This window comes from Pseudomonas sp. 21LCFQ010 (assembly GCF_024129905.1).
Classification (GTDB): Bacteria; Pseudomonadota; Gammaproteobacteria; order Pseudomonadales; family Pseudomonadaceae; genus Aquipseudomonas.
The window spans coordinates 1-19,143 of sequence record NZ_JAMYDZ010000034.1; the positions used below are offsets into that span (position 1 = coordinate 1).

General features: G+C 60.8%; 18 protein-coding genes and 1 pseudogene. 10 read left to right on the plus strand and 9 right to left on the minus strand.

Translation table 11 applies throughout. The features are described from left to right. Positions 1–127: 127 nt before the first annotated feature. Positions 128–430, minus strand: a complete 303-nt coding sequence (locus NJC38_RS26170) for a hypothetical protein (protein WP_045485508.1) — start codon at positions 428–430, stop codon at positions 128–130. 319 nt (positions 431–749) lie between these two features. On the opposite strand from NJC38_RS26170, the gene NJC38_RS26175 reads away from it, so the two are divergent. After that, the gene (locus NJC38_RS26175) at positions 750–968 is read left to right on the plus strand and encodes a PA3496 family putative envelope integrity protein (protein ID WP_084709911.1); all 219 of its coding nucleotides are present in this window, start codon (positions 750–752) and stop codon (positions 966–968) included. Here NJC38_RS26175 and NJC38_RS26180 read toward each other — a convergent pair. Further along, positions 922–1,872, minus strand: a complete 951-nt coding sequence (locus tag NJC38_RS26180; RefSeq protein ID WP_290447408.1) for a LysR family transcriptional regulator — start codon at positions 1,870–1,872, stop codon at positions 922–924. The genes NJC38_RS26175 and NJC38_RS26180 overlap by 47 nt on opposite strands. 227 nt (positions 1,873–2,099) lie before the next feature. Here NJC38_RS26180 and NJC38_RS26185 point away from each other — a divergent pair, with 227 nt between their 5' ends. Both NJC38_RS26185 and oadA read left to right on the plus strand, forming a co-directional pair. Next, positions 2,100–3,515: an acetyl-CoA carboxylase biotin carboxylase subunit gene (locus NJC38_RS26185; protein WP_045494075.1), complete on the plus strand. Its 1,416-nt coding sequence runs from the start codon at positions 2,100–2,102 to the stop codon at positions 3,513–3,515. A gap of 11 nt (positions 3,516–3,526) precedes the next feature. Next, entirely contained in the window at positions 3,527–5,335 is a 1,809-nt protein-coding gene (oadA, locus tag NJC38_RS26190; protein ID WP_045485514.1) for a sodium-extruding oxaloacetate decarboxylase subunit alpha, read from the plus strand. 224 nt (positions 5,336–5,559) lie between these two features. Here the strand turns inward: oadA and NJC38_RS26195 are convergent. Further along, positions 5,560–5,649 (minus strand): annotated as a pseudogene (locus tag NJC38_RS26195) (IS200/IS605 family transposase); the annotation flags it as partial. 14 nt (positions 5,650–5,663) lie between these two features. Here NJC38_RS26195 and NJC38_RS26200 point away from each other — a divergent pair. Beyond that, on the plus strand, positions 5,664–6,887 hold the full coding sequence (locus tag NJC38_RS26200) for a transposase (RefSeq protein WP_253117815.1): 1,224 nt from the start codon (positions 5,664–5,666) through the stop codon (positions 6,885–6,887). A gap of 50 nt (positions 6,888–6,937) precedes the next feature. Then, positions 6,938–7,201, plus strand: coding sequence for a helix-turn-helix transcriptional regulator (locus NJC38_RS26205; RefSeq protein WP_253117816.1), 264 nt, complete (start codon positions 6,938–6,940; stop codon positions 7,199–7,201). Positions 7,202–7,210: 9 nt separating this feature from the next. Here NJC38_RS26205 and NJC38_RS26210 read toward each other — a convergent pair whose 3' ends face one another. The 3 genes from NJC38_RS26210 to NJC38_RS26220 are packed head-to-tail and all read right to left on the minus strand — an operon-like array spanning position 7,211 to position 8,986. Then, the gene (locus tag NJC38_RS26210; protein ID WP_253117817.1) at positions 7,211–7,888 is read right to left on the minus strand and encodes a GNAT family protein; all 678 of its coding nucleotides are present in this window, start codon (positions 7,886–7,888) and stop codon (positions 7,211–7,213) included. 17 nt (positions 7,889–7,905) lie between these two features. Then, complete coding sequence (locus NJC38_RS26215) at positions 7,906–8,352, minus strand: GNAT family N-acetyltransferase (RefSeq protein ID WP_253117818.1); 447 nt, start codon at positions 8,350–8,352, stop codon at positions 7,906–7,908. 10 nt (positions 8,353–8,362) lie between these two features. Continuing rightward, positions 8,363–8,986: an FMN-binding negative transcriptional regulator gene (locus tag NJC38_RS26220; RefSeq protein WP_253117819.1), complete on the minus strand. Its 624-nt coding sequence runs from the start codon at positions 8,984–8,986 to the stop codon at positions 8,363–8,365. 89 nt (positions 8,987–9,075) lie between these two features. Here NJC38_RS26220 and NJC38_RS26225 point away from each other — a divergent pair, with 89 nt between their 5' ends. The 4 genes from NJC38_RS26225 to NJC38_RS26240 all read left to right on the plus strand — a co-directional run bounded on the left by NJC38_RS26225 (position 9,076) and on the right by NJC38_RS26240 (position 13,811). After that, positions 9,076–10,632 (plus strand): PLP-dependent aminotransferase family protein, encoded by a 1,557-nt coding sequence (locus NJC38_RS26225; protein ID WP_253117820.1) that lies wholly within the window; start codon positions 9,076–9,078, stop codon positions 10,630–10,632. Positions 10,633–10,674: 42 nt separating this feature from the next. Then, on the plus strand, positions 10,675–11,886 hold the full coding sequence (locus tag NJC38_RS26230) for a YeeE/YedE family protein (RefSeq protein WP_045485526.1): 1,212 nt from the start codon (positions 10,675–10,677) through the stop codon (positions 11,884–11,886). Positions 11,887–11,978: 92 nt separating this feature from the next. Further along, entirely contained in the window at positions 11,979–12,866 is an 888-nt protein-coding gene (locus NJC38_RS26235) for a bestrophin family ion channel (protein WP_045485528.1), read from the plus strand. 111 nt (positions 12,867–12,977) lie between these two features. Next, the gene (locus NJC38_RS26240) at positions 12,978–13,811 is read left to right on the plus strand and encodes a DUF2314 domain-containing protein (RefSeq protein ID WP_253117821.1); all 834 of its coding nucleotides are present in this window, start codon (positions 12,978–12,980) and stop codon (positions 13,809–13,811) included. Between the two features lie 76 nt (positions 13,812–13,887). Here NJC38_RS26240 and NJC38_RS26245 read toward each other — a convergent pair whose 3' ends face one another. Next, positions 13,888–15,336 (minus strand): alanine/glycine:cation symporter family protein, encoded by a 1,449-nt coding sequence (locus tag NJC38_RS26245; RefSeq protein WP_045485532.1) that lies wholly within the window; start codon positions 15,334–15,336, stop codon positions 13,888–13,890. A gap of 270 nt (positions 15,337–15,606) precedes the next feature. After that, positions 15,607–17,031, minus strand: a complete 1,425-nt coding sequence (gene aspA / locus NJC38_RS26250) for an aspartate ammonia-lyase (protein WP_253117822.1) — start codon at positions 17,029–17,031, stop codon at positions 15,607–15,609. A 205-nt stretch (positions 17,032–17,236) separates the two neighbouring features. Between aspA and NJC38_RS26255 the strand changes: the two genes are divergently transcribed. After that, positions 17,237–18,184: a LysR substrate-binding domain-containing protein gene (locus NJC38_RS26255; protein WP_045485534.1), complete on the plus strand. Its 948-nt coding sequence runs from the start codon at positions 17,237–17,239 to the stop codon at positions 18,182–18,184. Here the strand turns inward: NJC38_RS26255 and NJC38_RS26260 are convergent. After that, positions 18,159–18,803: a hypothetical protein gene (locus tag NJC38_RS26260; RefSeq protein WP_253117823.1), complete on the minus strand. Its 645-nt coding sequence runs from the start codon at positions 18,801–18,803 to the stop codon at positions 18,159–18,161. The genes NJC38_RS26255 and NJC38_RS26260 overlap by 26 nt on opposite strands. Between the last annotated feature and the right edge of the window lie 340 nt (positions 18,804–19,143).

The window sequence follows — 19,143 nt, forward strand, 5'->3', positions numbered from 1 at the left end:
TTACCGGCGTACTCGAAATCGGAAAAGCTCATCTGACTCATGGGATGGCGGGCTTGTAGAGGGCAGTTGGACGGAGGGCTATTTCAGCACAGGTCAGATGGCCTGTGGTGACTTGATCGGAGAATCCCTAGCACAGCATCAGAAGGTCGGTGCTCTTGAGGATTAGTTCCTCTCCATGAAAGATGAGCACGTCGTTGTATTTCATGGGGCCTGGCTCAAAGTAAGACACCGGTTTGTCGACCAAGGGGGCAGCAGTTGAGTTGTATTCAACGGGCAGGATGATATTAAGTCGTAGCGCGGAGGATGCTTGATCTGGAGCGGCCTCCAGCCTGGCATCGTAAGGAACGCTAACGATACCTGAAACCCTGAGGCCTTCAGCATCAGGTGTTTTGTCGAATTCAATATTCCAGTTTTTGGTCTGAATGCTCATCTTTAATATTCCCTTATTTGTGATTGTCAGCAGGGTGTCATAAAGCTTTATTCGCCCTGTAAATTCACTATCCGGGAATTGAACAGCGGGGTTGCGGTATATATATATGTTGGGCTTTTGGTTGTTAGTTGTTTTTTCTGGTTGTTCAGGGGGGTAATAGTTTGATAGCGAGATAAGTATATTTTGCTATTGGTTTAAAGGTGGCAGAGCGTCTGTAACGGCGGCCAGAAATTTCATCAACCTGTCATGCCTTTGCCAAGGTATCGTCATCGCTGCAAGCCACTCTGAAGCTCCCGCATAACGTACTGGGAGACAGAAAATGGCTCGGCATTACGATGATATTCAGAACAGCGCCGTAAAAACCCGCCGTCAGCAAGAAGATCAGCGGCGCATGGCGTTTCGCCGTGCAATCGAAACCTACTCCGAAGAACGTCGCCTGACCCAGAGTCTTGGCGACTATATCGACGACGTTCCCGACCAGCTCTGGCAGGTCAGCCTCGCGTCTTCTGACCGTCGAAGCGCTCGGCCAGCCGGCTGATCTGCGCTCGCTCGGTGCGGATGAAGCCCAGGAAGGCATGCGCCACCGGCGACAGTCGCTTGTCCCGGGCCTGAACCACGCACCAACTGCGATACAGCGGCAACTCGGCCACCGGCAGCTCCTTGAGTGTGCCGCTGGCCAGTTCGGCGCTCAGCGCATGGCGAGTCAGCATCGCCAGCCCGAGACCTGCGACCACGCACTCGCGCTGCGCTTCACTGGAGGACACTTCCAGGGTCTGGGTGAAGTGCACACGCTTTTCCTTGAAGTATTCCTCGCAGGCTTTGCGCGTGCCCGAGCCGCTTTCACGAATCAGCAGCGGCCATGGCTCCAGATCTTTCAGGCTCAGCTGCGCCTGCTCGCACAGCGGATGACCGGCAGGCGCCACCGCGACAATCGGGTTGTTGAGAAAGGGCAGGAACTCCAGGTCCATGTCCTGGGGCACCATCGACATGATCACCAGGTCATCGCGGTTATCTGACAAACGCCGGATCACCTGAGCGCGGTTGACCACTGCCAGTGCCAGGCTGACTTCCGGGTATTGGCGCTTGAAGGCGGCGAACAGGTGCGGCACGAAGTATTTGCAGCTGGACTCGATGGCCAGCTTCAACTGGCCCTGAAGCGAGCCCTGCATGTCCGATAATTGCATGTCCAGGCTTTCGAGACGCCCAAAAATATCGCGACTGGCCTGGCGCAGAGCGTCGGCGGCTTCGGTCAGGTATAGCTTTTTGCCCACGTACTCGAACAGCGGTTGGCCGACCAGCTCTTCAAGCTGGCGAATCTGCAGGCTGACAGCAGGTTGAGTGAGCGACATTTCTTCTGCCGCCCGGCTGTAGGAGCGCAGGTCGCACACTTCGTTGAAAATTCGTAATTGACGCAATGTCATACGCATCAATGACTTACGCATTTTTTTGGCATCCGGTTCAGGCTTGAGACACTGACTATAAGCTTTTGCTTATGCTTCACCCAATTTTTACTGATTTTTGTTTATCGCTGATCCGGCTTAGGGTGTCTTGGCGTCGACGAGTCACATGAGCTGTTACAAAAATAAAGCGACGACTGTCCGGGTTCACGGGCAGTCCAGTGCCGACCGGGATACCCGGAAGGTCTGAATCAATGGTCGAGGAAAAGCCAGTGATCAAGAAAATCCTGATCGCCAACCGCGGAGAGATTGCCGTGCGCATCGTGCGCGCCTGCGCCGAGATGGGCATTCGCTCGGTTGCGATCTATTCGGATGCTGACCGTCATGCGCTGCATGTAAAGCGTGCCGACGAAGCCTATAGCATTGGCGAAGAGCCGCTGGCCGGGTATCTGAACCCGCGCAAGCTGGTCAACCTGGCGGTAGAGACCGGTTGCGATGCGTTGCACCCCGGTTATGGTTTTCTGTCGGAAAACGCCGAACTGGCGGATATCTGCGCCGAGCGCGGGATCAAGTTCATCGGCCCGGCGGCCGAAGTCATCCGCCGCATGGGCGACAAGACCGAAGCGCGACGCAGCATGATCAAGGCCGGCGTGCCGGTGACTCCCGGCACCGAAGGCAACGTGGCCGATATCGCCGAGGCGCTGACCGAAGGTGACCGCATTGGCTATCCGGTGATGCTCAAGGCCACCTCCGGCGGCGGCGGGCGCGGCATCCGCCGGTGCAACAGCCGCGAAGAGCTGGAGCAGGCCTTCCCCCGGGTGATTTCCGAAGCCACCAAGGCGTTTGGTTCGGCAGAAGTGTTCCTGGAAAAATGCATCGTCAACCCCAAGCACATCGAGGCGCAGATTCTCGGTGACAGCTTCGGCAATGTCGTGCACCTGTTCGAGCGTGATTGTTCGATTCAGCGCCGCAACCAGAAACTGATCGAGATCGCCCCCAGCCCGCAACTGACCCCCGAGCAGCGTGCCTATATCGGTGACCTGTCGGTGCGTGCGGCCAAGGCGGTGGGCTACGAGAATGCCGGTACTGTGGAGTTCCTGCTCGCCGAGGGCGAGGTGTACTTCATGGAGATGAACACCCGGGTGCAGGTGGAGCACACCATCACCGAAGAAATCACCGGCATCGATATTGTCCGTGAGCAGATCCGCATTGCCTCGGGCCTGCCGCTGTCGATCAAGCAGGAAGACATTATCCACCGCGGTTTTGCCCTGCAGTTCCGGATCAACGCCGAAGACCCGAAAAACGGCTTTCTGCCCAGCTTCGGCAAGATCACCCGTTACTACGCGCCCGGTGGCCCTGGCGTGCGTACCGACACGGCGATCTATACCGGCTACACCATTCCGCCGTACTACGACTCGATGTGCCTGAAGCTGATCGTCTGGGCGCTGACCTGGGAAGAGGCCATGGACCGCGGCCTGCGGGCGCTGGATGACATGCGCTTGCAGGGTGTGAAGACCACCGCTGCCTATTATCAGGAAATCCTGCGCAATCCGGAGTTTCGTACCGGGCAGTTCAACACCAGCTTCGTTGAAGCCCACCCTGAACTGACCAATTACTCGATCAAGCGCAAACCCGAAGAGCTGGCCCTGGCCATCGCCGCCGCCATCGCTGCCCACGCCGGCCTGTGAGGAATACAACAATGAGTAAGAAGATTTTCGTCACCGACACTATCCTGCGTGACGCTCACCAGTCGCTGCTGGCCACCCGCATGCGCACCGAGGACATGCTGCCGATCTGCGACAAGCTCGACAAGGTCGGTTACTGGTCGCTGGAAGTCTGGGGCGGCGCGACTTTCGACGCCTGTGTGCGCTTCCTCAAGGAAGACCCATGGGAGCGCCTGCGCCAGCTGCGCGCGGCATTGCCCAACACCCGTCTGCAGATGCTGCTGCGCGGTCAGAACCTGCTGGGCTACCGCCACTACAGCGACGACGTGGTCAAGGCGTTTGTTGCCAAGGCAGCGGTCAACGGCATCGACGTGTTCCGTATTTTCGACGCCATGAATGACGTGCGTAACCTGCGCGTGGCCATCGAAGCGGTCAAGGCCGCCGGCAAGCACGCCCAGGGCACCATTGCCTACACCACCAGCCCGGTGCATACCATCGATGCGTTCGTGGTCCAGGCCAAGCAGATGGAAGCCATGGGTTGCGACTCGATCGCCATCAAAGACATGGCCGGCCTGCTGACACCATTCGCCACCGGTGAGCTGGTCCGGGCGCTGAAGTCCGAACTGTCGCTGCCGGTGTTCATCCACTCCCACGACACTGCCGGCCTGGCTGCCATGTGCCAGCTCAAGGCCGTCGAAAACGGCGCCGATCACATCGACACCGCGATCTCCAGCTTCGCCTGGGGCACCAGCCATCCGGGCACCGAGTCGATGGTCGCTGCGCTCAAGGGCACTGAGTTCGATACCGGCCTGGATCTGGAACTGCTGCAGGAAATCGGCCTGTACTTCTACGCGGTGCGCAAGAAGTACCACCAGTTCGAAAGCGAATTCACCGCTGTCGATACCCGTGTGCAGGTCAACCAGGTGCCGGGCGGGATGATTTCCAACCTCGCCAACCAGCTCAAGGAGCAGGGTGCCCTGAGCCGCATGAGCGAGGTACTGGCCGAGATTCCACGGGTACGCAAGGACCTCGGCTACCCGCCGCTGGTGACCCCGACCTCGCAGATTGTGGGTACCCAGGCGTTCTTCAACGTGCTGGCCGGCGAGCGCTACAAAACCATCACCAACGAGGTGAAGCTGTACCTGCAAGGCGGCTACGGCAAAGCGCCGGGTGAGGTGGACGACAAGCTGCGCCGTCAGGCCATCGGCAGCGAAGAGCTGATTGATGTGCGCCCGGCCGACCTGCTCAAGCCGGAAATGGCCAAACTGCGCACCGATATCGGCGCTCTGGCCAAGTCCGAAGAGGACGTGCTGACTTTCGCGATGTTCCCGGACATTGGCCGCAAGTTCCTCGAAGAGCGCGCAGCGGGCACCCTGACTCCAGAAGTGCTGCTACCGATCCCCGAAGCCGGCGGCGTGGCCCGTGCAGGCGGCGAGGGTGTACCGACCGAGTTCGTCATTGACGTCCACGGCGAGACTTACCGGGTCGATATCACCGGGGTCGGGGTCAAGGCTGAAGGCAAACGCCATTTCTACCTGTCTATCGACGGCATGCCGGAAGAAGTGGTGTTCGAGCCGCTCAACGAGTTCGTCAGCGGCGGCGCCAGCAAGCGCGGCCAGGCCAGTGCGCCAGGCCACGTCAGCACCGCCATGCCGGGCAACATCGTCGATGTATTGGTCAAGGAGGGCGACACCGTCAAGGTCGGCCAGGCCGTGTTGATCACCGAAGCGATGAAAATGGAAACCGAAGTTCAGGCACCGATTGCCGGCAAGGTCGTGGCCATCCATGTGGCCAAGGGCGACCGCGTCAACCCGGGCGAAATCCTGGTCGAGATCGAAGGCTGACCGCTCCTCACAGTTACAACGGTTAACCTCATTTGGGGGAGCGTAGGCTCCCCCTTTTTTTGCCCGCCATTGACCATCGGGCGCGCGACAAGCCCCGCCGTTCAGGGCGGGGAAGGATAGCGCGGACGGCGTAGCCGTCCCTGGTTGCCGTGGGGTGTCTGCTGCTGTTCGATGGATGCACAGCCACAGGATGATGCGACGTAATACGGCGACACAGATGCCCTTCTACGGCGGTATTTCGTTACAAAGACCCCATGGGCATGCAGCTTGAAAACACCGTGCCGTCCGCGCCTAATGGCGTCTTCATTGCTCATGGCTCAAGAGCAGCATGCAACGACTTCAAGCCTTCAAGTACGAACTCATGCCAGACGGCCGGCAGGAGCGGCAAATGCGCCGCTTTGCGGGTTCCTGTCGCTTCGTCTTCAACAAGGCGCTGGCCTTGCAGAAGGAGCGCCACGAGCAAGGCGAGAACAAGCTCGGCTATGCGGGCCTGTGCAAGTTGCTTACCGAGTGGCGCAATAGCCCGCAAACTGCATGGCTGGCCGATGCGCCGGTTCACCCATTGCAACAGAGCCTCAAGGATCTGGAACGGGCCTACGCCAACTTTTTCGCCAAGCGAGCCGACTTTCCCCGGTTCAAGAAGAAGGGGCAGCGCGATAGTTTCCGCTATCCCGACCCGAAACAGATCAAGCTCGACCAGACCAACAGTCGCCTGTTTCTGCCCAAGCTGGGCTGGCTGCGCTACCGCAACAGCCGCGAGGTGCCTGGCACGGTGAAGAACATCACCGTGAGCCAGTCGTGTGGCAAGTGGTTCGTGAGTATCCAGACCGAACGCGAGGTCGATGAGCAGCCCACGGCACAGGGGGCGGCAGCTGGCATCGACATGGGCATTGCCCGGTTCGCCACGCTTTCGGATGGTTCGTTCTACGCACCCCTCAACAGCTTCAAACGCCATGAGACCGCGCTGTGCAAAGCGCAGCAGGCGATGAGCCGCAAGGTCAAATTCAGCCGCAACTGGAAGAAGGCGAAAGCCTGCGTCCAGCGCATTCATTCCCGAATCGGCAATGCCCGCCGCGACTACCTGCACAAGTGCTCCACCACGATCAGCCAAAACCACGCGATGGTGTGTATCGAGGACTTGCAGGTACGGAATATGTCCAGGTCGGCGGCAGGCACGGCAGAGGCACCGGGAAGAAACGTCCGTGCCAAATCTGGCCTGAACAGGGCCATCCTCGATCAGGGCTGGTTCGAGTTCCGCCGCCAACTGGACTACAAGCTGGCGTGGCGCGGCGGCTGGCTGATTGCCGTGCCGCCGCAAAATACCAGCCGCACGTGCCCGTGTTGCGGCCATGTGTCGGCGGCCAACCGCCAGACGCAAGCGCTGTTCAGGTGTCTGGGATGTGGTTTTGAAGGCAACGCCGATGTGGTTGGCGCGATCAATGTACTAAGGGCGGGACACGCCCGGTTAGCCTGTGAAGTGAGCGCAGAGGTCATGGCGCCAGCAGCAGGAACCCACCGAAGCGACTCGGGGGCGGCTCGATGCCGCGCCTGAGCGCCGTAGGAATCTCCGGCCTTCAGGCCGGGGAGGATGTCAAGCTTTCCATGGATATTCGCGCACTGCTGATCGAAAACGTGCAGCAAGGCATTGCCGACGGCACCTTGCAGATTGGCGAGGCGGTAAAACGCCTGCGGGTGGACGGGGCCGGGATGCTTCAGACCCAATATGCGCGGATGTGCAAAATCTCGGTGCGCACCCTGATCCAGATCGAGCAGGGCGAGGGCAACCCGACCATGAAGTCCCTCAATGCCGTGTTCCGCCCCTTCGGTTTGCAGATGGGTGTGGTGCGACGGCCCCGGAAGTTGTAGGCGCCCGAGTCAGATAGCCTGGCGGCACGCTTGCAGGCTTTTGATCTGCTGCCCGCCGGTAAAGTTATCCTCTGCCAGCCACTGTTCGAACGCCCGCTGCAGGGGCGGCCATTCGCTGTCGATGATCGAGTACCAGGCGGTGTCGCGGTTAACGCCCTTGACCACCATGTGCTGGCGGAAAGTGCCTTCGAAGCTGAAGCCGAAGCGATCCGCCGCGCGCATGGAGCGGGCGTTGTTGGCGTTGCACTTCCACTCCAGGCGGCGATTGCCCAGGGCGAAGGACTCGCGTGCCAGCAGGTAGATGGCTTCAGTGCTTTTGGCGGTGCGCTGCATGGGCGCGCCGAAGGTGACGTGGCCTATCTCGATGCGGCCCTGGGCCGGGACGATGGACATCAGGCTGAGCATCCCTTCGACCTTACCGGTGGTTTTGTCCACCACGCTGTAGAACCACGGGTCGCTGCTGGCGGCGTGGCCGGCCAGCCAGTTGTCGAAGTCGCTGCGTGCCTGGAAGGGGCCGTACGGCAGGTAGTCCCAGAGTTTTGCATCGGCGCCCGGACCCTCCAGCGCCAGCCACAGGTCGTCGCCATGGCGTGCCGGGTCGAGTTTTTCCAGGCGGATGAAACGTCCTTCCAGCGCCTGGGAGGTGGGCAGGCGTGCGGCTTGCCAGTTCAGCTGTACGTCGGACATGGGCAGCGATCCTGTGCTTAGAAAGTCTTGCGAAATTGAATGAAGCCACCGCGCTCGGCCACTTGCTCATAGAGCCCGATGGCGGTGCTGTTGGTTTCGTGGGTCAGCCAATGCACCTTGCGACTGCCGTGTTGTGTGGCGCTGGCGTAAACGTATTCGATCAATTGCCGGCCCACGCCGCCGCCGCGTTGCTGTGGGTCGACGAACAAGTCTTGCAGGTAGCAGGCGTCTTCGATGCTCCAGTTGGAACGATGGTAGATGAAGTTGACCATACCCACCGCCGCATCGCTTTGCCAGGCCAATGCGCTATGGCAGGGTTGTGCCGGGTCGAGCAGACGTTGCCAGGTTGTCGCGCTGACGTCATCGGCCAGTTCGGTTTCGTAGAAGCGCAGGTAGGCCAGCCACAAGCCCAGCCAGGCGGCATGGTCGGCAGCGCTTACCGGGCGGATCTGTACAGCGGTCATGGCGTCTCCTTCAGCTCATCAATTGAGCAATACGTTGATCCTGTGGGTCAGGACTGGCGGCCAGGCCCTCGCGGACCCCGGCGATATCGCGGGCGTCGCGGTTCTGGCTGAGTTTGCGTTTGCCTTGCAGGCGCTCGATGGGCAAGGCGAAACCGGCAATGGCGGTGAGCATCTTGTCGATGTATTCGGCCGGCGCGTCATCAATGGACCATGGCTGGCTGCGGCCGCTTTCATGCCGCTCAGTCAGGGCACCGAGGAGCGCGCGCAAGGGCGCCGCTTCAGTGATAAGGCGCGGCCTGCCGTAAGCATGAACGGCCAGGTAGTTCCAGGTCGGCACTGCTTTGCCGTGTTCGGCCTTGCTCGGATAGAACGAGGGGCTGATGTAGGCGTCCTCGCCGGGAAAGACCACCAGCACTTCAGCGCTGCCGGACAGCTCACGCCACTGCGGATTGCCTTTGGCCAGGTGGCCGTACAGCGTGCCGTGAGGTCCTTCGTCACGACGTAGCAGCAGCGGCAGGTGAGTGGCCTGCAAGCCGGATTCACCTTGAGTGACCAGCAAGGCCAGGCGGCAGCGTTCGATCTGTTGCCATTGGCTGTGCAGGTCGTTGTCGCGGAAGGCAGTGGGTGTGTACATGAGATTCCCCTTGGCGAATGGACTCATCCTAGGCAGGCTAATGGCTCTTTGTAAGAGCCATTACTGAGTCATTTGATAGGGCCAATTCAATGACCGACGCACCGCTGTTTCCCTTCGACCCGGCCGGTTTCGCTCTGGACCGGCGCAAGGGGCTGAGCCGTCAGCTCTACCAGGCACTGCGCGAACGTATTCTGGATGGGCGTCTGGCCAGTGGTACCCGGCTGCCCGCCAGCCGGGATCTGGCCGCCGTGCTGGAGATCTCGCGCAATAGCGTGATGCGCGCCTTCGACCAGCTGTATGCCGAAGGCTTTACCGAGGCCCGGGTGGGCGACGGAACCTATGTCGCCAACTTGTCGCGCATTGCGCTCAAAAAAACCTCGCCCGCAGAGTTTTCCACAAAACTGTCCACAGGGTTGCCCACAGGCTTATCCACTGGGTTATCCACAAAATCGTCGAAATCGGCCCATCTTGAGCTTTCGAAAGTTATCCACAGTGATGCGCTACAGATCCTGGAGAGGCATCATTTACCCGCGCCCAAGGGTGGACCGCCGCGGGCTTTTCGGGTCGGTATCCCGGCGTTCGATCTGTTTCCGTTTGCCACCTGGAGCAAGCTCCACGCGGCTTTCTGGCGCAAACCTGACTTGCAGCAGCTCGGTTATGGCGACCCGGCCGGAGATTGGCGTTTACGTGAGCTGATTGCGGTTTATCTGCGAACTTCTCGCGGTTTGTCTTGTACCCCTGAGCAAATTGTGATCACCAGTGGCGCGCAGCAGGCAATCAGCCTTTGTGCACAATTGCTTCTGAATGCCGGGGACGCCGTGGCTGTGGAAAACCCCGGGTATCGGGCGGCAGGGCAGGCGTTCGCGATCGCCGGGGCGCGTTTGCAGGGTATGCCGGTCGATAACGAGGGCATGTGCTGCGCGCGATTGCAGGCCACCGGTTGCAAGTTGGCTTATGTGACGCCGTCGCATCAATACCCCACCGGGGTGGTGATGAGCCTGGCGCGTCGCCTGCAACTGCTCGACTGGGCACACAAGCGTGGCGGCTGGATTGTCGAGGATGACTACGATGGCGAGTACCGCTATAGCGGCGCGCCGCTGGCACCGTTGGCGGCACTGGATGCTCAAGGACGGGTGCTGTACGTCGGCACCTTCGGCAAGGTTGCCTTTCCGGCGTTGCGTCTGGGGTATCTGGTGCTGCCGCCCGGTCTGGTCGCGCCATTCAGCCAACGGCGGGCGCTGGACGTGCGCCATTCCGACGTGGCGACCCAGGTCGTCATGGCGCAATTCATCGCCCAAGGGCACTTTCAACGGCATATCCGGCGCATGCGGCGCGCCGCGTTGAACCGCCGTGATGCGTTGCTGAGCGGCTGGCCGCAGGCATTGCCTGGCTGTGAGGCGATGCCTAAAGCCGTCGCCGGTCTGCATGTGGCAGTACGGGTCGACAGCCTGGCGCGTGAGCAGCAACTGATTGCCCAGGCTGAAGCGGTCGGGGTGGAAATCAACGCCCTGAGTGACTATTGGCTGGCGGACGACAGTGCGCCGCCGGACCTGCGGGCCGGGCTGGTGCTGGGGTTTGCTGCCGTGGCCGAAGCAGAGATCGCCGCTGCGCTGGGGCGTTTGCGGCGGGCCTGGGGTTGTCAGTAACCGTTATACTCGGCGGTCTTTCTTGCAGGCTTGGGATACATCATGAGTAATTCGCTATCAGCCATGCCCCAGCGCCGGCTCGGTGCACCGCTGGCTGCGCTGTTTCTGTTGCTGATGGGTACGCAGTTTCTGCTGCTCAGCGTCGGCATGCGCCAGGTTCTGCTGTTGTTGCTTGGCGCAGCATTGGGCGTGACCCTGTACCACGCCGCTTTTGGTTTCACCTCGGCCTGGCGGGTGTTCATCCTGGAGCGCCGTGGCGCGGGCCTGCGTGCGCAGATGGTCATGCTGGCCATCGCCGTGGTGCTGTTTTTCCCGACCCTGGCCAGCGGATCGCTGTTCGGCCAGCCGGTCAATGGCCTGGTGGCGCCCGCCGGTGTATCAGTGATCGTCGGGGCGTTTATTTTCGGTATCGGCATGCAACTGGGTGGCGGCTGCGCCTCCGGTACTTTGTTTACCGCAGGTGGCGGCAATGCGCGGATGCTGGTGACCCTGGTGTTCTTCATTCTCGGCTCGCTGATCGCGACCCACCACGTGCACTGGTGGTTCGCTTTGCCGTCGCTGCCGGCCACCTCGATGGTCAAGAGCTTCGGCTGGCTGCCGGCACTGCTGCTGAATCTGGCTATTTTCGGCTTGATTGCCTGGGTCACGGTGCGCCTGGAAAAGCGCCGTCATGGCCAGCTTGAAGCGCCGGTCAGCAGCGCGCATCGCGGCTGGCGTCGGCTGCTGCGTGGTCCGTGGGTGCTGGTCTGGGGCGCAGTGGCGCTGGCGCTGCTGAACTACGCGACGCTGGCCCTGGCCGGGCGGCCGTGGGGCATTACCTCGGCGTTCGCCTTGTGGGGTGCGAAGATTTCCATGGCGGCGGGGCTGGATGTCAGCACCTGGCCGTTTTGGCAGAGCGCCGGTAATGCCAAGGCGCTGGCTGCCCCGGTCTGGCAGGACATCACCAGTGTGATGGACATCGGCATCATGATCGGCGCCCTGTTGGCGGCCGGCCTGGCCGGGCGTTTCGCGCCGAATCTGGATATCCCGACCCGTTCGCTGGTGGCGGCGGTGATCGGTGGCTTGCTGTTGGGCTACGGTTCGCGGCTGGCCTACGGCTGCAATATCGGCGCGTACTTCAGCGGCATCGCCTCGGGCAGTGTGCATGGCTGGCTGTGGCTGGTGGCGGCTTATCTGGGCAACTGCGTCGGGGTTGGCCTGCGGCCGATTTTCTTCGCCGCTGAGCAGCCCAAGGCCGGCCTGAGCGGCTGCTGAATCGTAACAGTCGTCGAACCATCTGCAGCAAAGGCATTCAAAGCCCTGCGGGGTGGTTCGACTGCCACCTCTTTCACTGACGAGGTGGCTCGGTGCAGAAAACCATCATTTCCAAGCTCAGGTTCCTGGGCAAAACCTTCGGCTATGTAGGTTGGTCACTGTTCTGGTTGCTGATCTGGGACGTGATCGTCACGGTCGATTTCATGCTGTTTCTCGACTACAAATACTCGATGCCGGCCATGCCGCTGACGCTGCTGGGTTCGGCGCTGGTGGTGCTGACCAGCTTTCGCAATTCCAGTGCCTACAACCGGTGGTGGGAGGCCCGCACCCTGTGGGGCGCGCTGGTCAATAACTCGCGCAGTTTTGCCCGCCAGGTGCTGACCCTGGTCGAGGATGAGGGTGAAACCAATCCGATCAAGGCGGTGTTGCTGCGCCGTCATGTCGCCTATGTGAAATGCCTGTCGGCGCACCTCAAAGGCGAGAGTTGTGGCGCTGAGATCCAGGCGCTGATCGGTGCCGACGAGTTTGAGCGTCGGCATGAAACCAACAATTTCCCCAATGACCTGCTCAACGTTTCGGCACTGATGATCGCCAAGGAGTATGAGGCCGGGCGTCTGGACAGCATTCGCCTGGCGCGTATCGAATCGACTCTGGTGGATATCTCCAACTGTCAGGGCGGCATGGAGCGGATCGCCAATACGCCGTTGCCTTACCCTTACGTGGCCTTTCCACGGCTGTTCATCACCCTGTTTTGCCTGATCGTGCCGATCGGTCTGGTGGAAACCCTGGGCTGGTTCACGCCGCTGGCTTCGACGGTGGTGGGGTTCATGCTGCTGGCCATCGAGAAGATCGGCACCGACCTGCAAAGCCCGTTCCGTACCAGTGAGCATGAGATTCAGATGAAGGCACTGTGTGAAAACATCGAGCGTAATCTGGACTCGATGTTGCGGGTGACCGAGTTCGAGCGCAGGGTGCGCTGAGCGGCTCGTCACACAATGGGTTTATTCTTCGTTGAGCGCTGAACGCCAGGGCGTTGTCCTGATCTGATGGGCTTTGGCAACGCCAGCGCGATGACAGGAGTGATCTGACGCATGACGCAAAATCCCATCTACACCGTCGAAGGCGAAAACAGCGAGTTCCAGCGTGCCGTCGCGGCGGCCCAGGCCACGTTCAAGTTCATGTACCGCGAGCTTTCCTGGGAGCGCCGCCGGGTGGTGCCGGGCCTGGACCTGGCGGCGGTGAAAATTTCTTTCCCGGTTGAGCCCCTCGATGCCTCATCCCCCTCGGTGGAGAATATGTGGGTGACTGACGTGCTGTTCGACGGGCTGACCCTGCGGGGCGAGCTGATGAACGAGCCGCACTGGGTCACCTCACTGAATGCCGGGGATCTGGTCGCGGCGCCGCTGACAGACCTCAATGACTGGATGTATGTCTGTGGCGGGCGAGTGTTCGGTGCCTTCACCGTCGATGCACTACGCAGTGACATGGAGCCTGACGAACGGGCCGGGCACGACGAAGCCTGGGGGCTGGACTTCGGTGAGCCGGGCAGCGTCGAACTGGTCATGACCGGCATCGATCAGCCACTGCTGCGCTTTTCTCGCGACCTCGACAGCGCAGCAGACCGCGCCGCACTGGCTGAACTGGAGCGCGCCGAACATCCAATGGCTGTCAACGTGCAGGACAACATCGAACAGAACCTGGCTGAGGACCCGACGCTGATTGCGCAGACCGACGATAATGGCCAGCAATACCTGCACCGCGAAACCCTGGCGGGCAATTACGGTTTTGTAGAGGCTTTGCTGCGCCACGGTGCCGACCCTCAGGTACGCGACAGCAACGGACGCACGCCGCTGACGCTGGCGAGAATGGCCGGATGGCCACGGATCGTCGAACTGCTGGAGGCGCGCAGCCCGGCAAGCATCTGATGCACACAAAAAAAGGGCCATCACGCACCGGACTGTGGGTCGGTACGCGATGGCCCTTTTCATTGGGGCGCTTTAATTAGCGTGCGCTGGGCACGCTTTCAGCGTTCTCGCCCGCTTTGACCTGCGGTTGCTGGGTCGGGTTGGCCGGCCAGGCGTTACGGTCCAGATCCAGATCAGGGAATTTGCTGGAGTCGAACACCGGGGTCTTGATGCCGGCGGCACGCTGGTCGTCGTAGTCGCGCAGGATCCGCATGGCGACTTTGAACAGCAGGGCCAGAGCCAGCAGGTTAACGAACGCCAGCAGGGTCATGGTGATGTCGGCGAAGGCGAACACGGTCTTGAGGTCCACTGTCGAGCCCCAGAGGATCAACGCCAGCACGAATACACGATAGCCGACGATGGCCGACAGCTTCTCGCCGACCAGAAAGCGCAGGCTGTTTTCACCCAGATAGTAGTTGTAGAGAATCGAGGTGAATACGAACAGGGCCAGCGCCACGCTGATGAAGACCCGCCCCCAGTCACCGACCACTGCGGCCAGCGAGTTCTGCGCCAGCACAATACCGTCGCCGCTGTAGCCCACATCGTAGATACCCGACAGCAGGATCAGCAACGCGGTGCAGGTGCAGATGGCAAAGGTGTCGAGGAACACGCTGAACGCCTGGACCACACCCTGGGAAGCCGGATGCTCGACCTGTGCCACAGCGGCAACGTTTGGTGCGCTGCCCAGGCCCGCTTCGTTGGCGAATACACCACGCTTGACGCCCATGACGATGGCGCTGCCGATCAGGCCGCCGAACACTGGGTCCAGGCCAAAGGCGCTCTTGACGATGGTCAGCAGCATGCCGGGCACGTGCTCGATCTGCAGACCAATGACGTACAGGGTGACGGCGATGTAGATCAGGGTCTTGACCGGCACCAGCAGGTCAGAGATGGCCGCGATGCGCTTGATGCCGCCGATGAAACCCAGACCCAGCAGGATCGCCAGACAGATGCCGGCGGTGGCTCTGTCGAAGCCGAAGGCGTTGTTCAGCGAACTGGTCACTGCGTGCGATTGCAGGCCGTTGAAGGCGAAGCCGAAGGTGACCAGCAGCAGGACTGCCATGATCATGCCCAGCCAGCGCTTGCCCAGGCCGTACTGGATGTAGAACGAAGGGCCGCCACGGTACTGGCCCTCGGAGTCCTTGCGCTTGTAAGTCTGGGCCAGGGTACATTCGATGAAGCTGCTGGCCATGCCGACCAGCGAGGTGACCCACATCCAGAACACCGCACCTGGACCACCGAGGGTGACGGCCAGGCCGACGCCGGCAATGTTGCCTGCGCCGACACGACCGGCCAGGCTGAGCATCAGCGCCTGAAATGAACTCAGTTGGCCGGAGCTGCTGCGCAGGCTGTCACGGAACACCGCGAACATATGGGTGAAATGACGAAACTGTACAAAGCGCGAACGGATGGTGAAGTAACCGCCCAGACCGACGATCAACACGATCAGCAGTTGGTCAGCTATGTGAACGAAAAAATCCAGCATCTTATTATTGCCTCGTGTTTTTGAGGGGGCGCACTATACCGGTGCAATATCGAGACGTCTGTAGTCGTTTTCTTGTATGTAGATGTACGGCTATAGAACATCGCGCTTGCGAGGGTTGTGCTAAGGGTTTTGCCGGTGAAGCCGGAGCCTCCTTGCGTCCTGTAATCGGCAGTCATAAAAAAAGGGCCTGGAGGATTTTCCAGGCCCCTGAAAAAGCGGAGGGGTGTCTAGGCCCTCAGCCTGGTGAGCGGTGTCGGTGGAGCAATAACGTCAGGCCTTCAGTGGAACCAGGCGTGGCGCGATCATGTTTTCCGGACGCAGGATGTCAGCCAGTACGTCTTCTTCCAGCAAGCCTTCTTCACGCACCAGTTCCAGTACGCCACGACCAGTTTCCAGGGCGATGCGTGCGATACGGGTAGCGTTTTCGTAGCCGATGTAAGGGTTCAGTGCGGTGACCAGGCCGATCGAGTGCTCGACCAGCTCGCGGCAGCGTTGTTCGTTGGCCGTGATGCCGGTGATGCAATGCTCGCGGAGCATGTCCATGGCGCGTTGCAGCAGGCGGATCGAGTCGAAGATCTTGTAGGCGATCAGCGGCTCCATCACGTTCAGTTGCAGTTGGCCGCCTTCGGCTGCCACGGTCAGCGCCAGGTCGTTACCCATGATGGCGAAGGCCACTTGGTTGACCGCTTCCGGAATCACCGGGTTGACCTTGCCGGGCATGATCGAGCTGCCTGGCTGGCGCGGCGGCAGGTTGATTTCGTTGATGCCGGTACGCGGGCCGCTGGACAGCAGGCGCAGGTCGTTACAGATTTTCGACAGCTTGACTGCGGTACGCTTGAGCATGCCGGAGAACAGCACGAACGCGCCCATGTCGGAGGTCGCTTCGATCAGGTCAGCCGCCGGCACCAGCGGCTGGCCGCTGATCGTCGCCAGGCGCTGCACGGCCAGGTTCTGGTAGCGCGGGTCAGCGTTGATGCCGGTACCGATTGCCGTACCGCCCAGGTTGACCTCGGTCAGCAGCTCTGGGGCCAGGCTGCGCAGCCGGTTCAGGTCTTCGGTCAGGGTGGTGGCGAAGGCGTGGAATTCCTGGCCCAGGGTCATCGGCACGGCGTCTTGCAACTGGGTGCGGCCCATTTTCAGCACGTGGCTGAATTCTTCGCTTTTGGCCGAGAACGCATTGATCAGGCTGTCGAGGCTGGCCAGCAGCGCGTCGTGACCGAGCAGCAGACCCAGGCGGATCGCGGTCGGGTAGGCGTCGTTGGTCGACTGCGCCATGTTCACGTCGTTGTTGGGGTGCAGGTACTTGTACTCGCCTTTTTCATGGCCCATGGCTTCCAGGGCGATGTTGGCGATGACCTCGTTGGCGTTCATGTTGGTCGAGGTGCCGGCCCCGCCCTGAATCATGTCGACCACGAACTGGTCGTGGAAATCACCGCGTACCAGCCGCGCACAGGCTTCGCTGATTGCAGCGTGCTTGGCCTGGCTCAGGTGACCCAGCTCAAAGTTGGCATCGGCTGCCGCCTGCTTGACCATGGCCAGGGCCACGACCAGTTTCGGATAGTGCGAAAGAGGAACGCCGGAGAGGTGAAAGTTGTTCACCGCACGAAGGGTCTGGATGCCGTAGTAGGCGTCGGAGGGTACTTCGAGCACACCAAGCAGGTCTTTTTCGATACGCGATGATGCAGGCGAGGACATGATAGAGGTCATCTCAAGGAAGGCATGAATAATGCCGGAGCGCCTTGATATTGGGGCTCCAGGAGAATCTTGACCAATGCTGTTGCATAATATGCCATGCACTAACGGCATAATGTCATGTGACTTGACCTAATTTATGCTTTATATACGCGCGTCAATCGCGCTTTGCGCTTCTTAGTGAAAAACGGGTGTCCGGGAGGACCTGATGAACCTGGAAAGCAAATGGCTGGAGGATTTCAGCGCCCTGGCCGCGACCCGCAGTTTTTCCCAGGCGGCCGAACGTCGATTCGTCACCCAGCCAGCCTTTAGCCGGCGTATCCGCAGCCTTGAGGCGGCGCTGGGGCTGACCCTGGTCAACCGATCGCGCACGCCCATCGAGCTGACCGCTGCCGGGCAATTGTTTCTGGTTACCGCGCGTACGGTGGTCGAGCAGCTCGGGGAGGTGGTGCGTCACCTGCATCACCTGGAGGGCGGGCAGGGCGAGGTTATCCAGGTGGCAGCGGCGCACTCGCTGGCGCTGGGCTTCTTCCCGCGCTGGATCGCTCAATTGCGCAATGACGGTCTGAACATTGCGACCCGTCTGGTGGCGACCAACGTCGGTGAAGCGGTGCATGCCTTGCGTGAGGGTGGTTGTGACCTGATGCTGGCATTTTACGACCCGGATGCGGCGTTGCAGATGGACGCCGAAATTTTCCCCTCGCTGCATCTGGCGCACAGCGAGATGCTGCCGGTCTGCGCTGCCGACGCGCAGGGCCAGCCGCTGTTCGACCTGGACAACGGCAGTACCGTGCCGCTGCTGGCTTACAGTGCCGGCGCGTTTCTCGGGCGTTCGGTGAACTTGTTGCTGCGCCAGAGCAACCTGCGTTTTTCCACGGTGTACGAGACGGCGATGGCCGAGAGTCTCAAGTGCATGGCCGTGGAGGGGTTGGGCGTTGCCTGGGTTCCGCGCCTGAGCATGCGTGCCGAGCTGGAGCGCGGCGAGCTGGTGGTGTGTGGCGGGGCGCACTGGCATGTGCCGCTGGAAATCCGCCTGTACCGCTGCGCGCTGGTACGCAAAGCCAACGTGCGCCTGTTATGGCGCAAGCTGGAAAGCGCGGCGGCTGGCACCAGCGAAGACGTCGAAGGGGTCATTCATCCTTCAGGTAATGCCTGATGGCCTCACGATTGGGCTCGCTGAACTCATAGCAGTTGGCGACCAGTGCGGTGTGATTGGGATACATCAAGGTACGGCAGGGTGGCAGGGCGCTCAGGCGGAAATAGGCGTTGTCATGGGTGGCGCCAAACAGGTGGCCGACTTCGTGGGCGATATTGATGTAGGCACGCAGCGAGGCAATGGCTTCGTTCATCTGCACCCGGGCAATTCCGCCCACGTCGTGGGTCAGGTTGTGGCGGGTCACCAGCACATACTTGTGGCGTCGGGAGTCGAGGGGCAGGTTGTTGGCGTGCAGGTAGGCGCTCAGCCGCTGGCGCCATTGCTCGATGGCCTGGGTGCTGTCGCCGGTCCTGTAGCCGAAATCGGTGATTCCCGGTTGATGGCGCCTGGTGATGACATGGGTCCGGCGACCGGTAACTTCGGTTAGCTCCTTTAAAAACCAGTCAAGATTGTCAGATTTGACCCCGGCGATTTCCTGATCGGTGAGTTGGTCGTGGAAAAACAGGGTCAGAAAGATCGGTAGCAGGCGGTCACTGTCCACCTGGTCGTGAGCGGCCAGGGCGCTGCTTGAGAGGTACAGATTCAAGGCCAGTATCAGGCCAAGTTGTTTCAGGCTCATGTTCAAGACTCCATTCAGGGAACGTGGCAACCGGGCAAGTCCGGTTCAAGGTTCACCTAATCGTCTTTGTCAGTGTCGGGGAAGCACCTGCAGCCAGCACGAGGTGTATGGCTAATGCGAGCCGTCGTGCAGGAAAAACCGCTGTCGTGCTGGCCAGGTTTGCAGGATTTTTCCGGGCTGCTTGCCGTCTCTGCTGGCGCCTGACTCCCTCAGGCAGACGGATGGTCGCAGAGGGTGCTTTTGTTATTCGACTTTGGGGTATACTGCGCGGCCTTTGGCCGGCTCGACGGTCATTTTTTGTACAGCAAGCCACGCCGGTTTTCCTGCGTGGCTTGTTGTT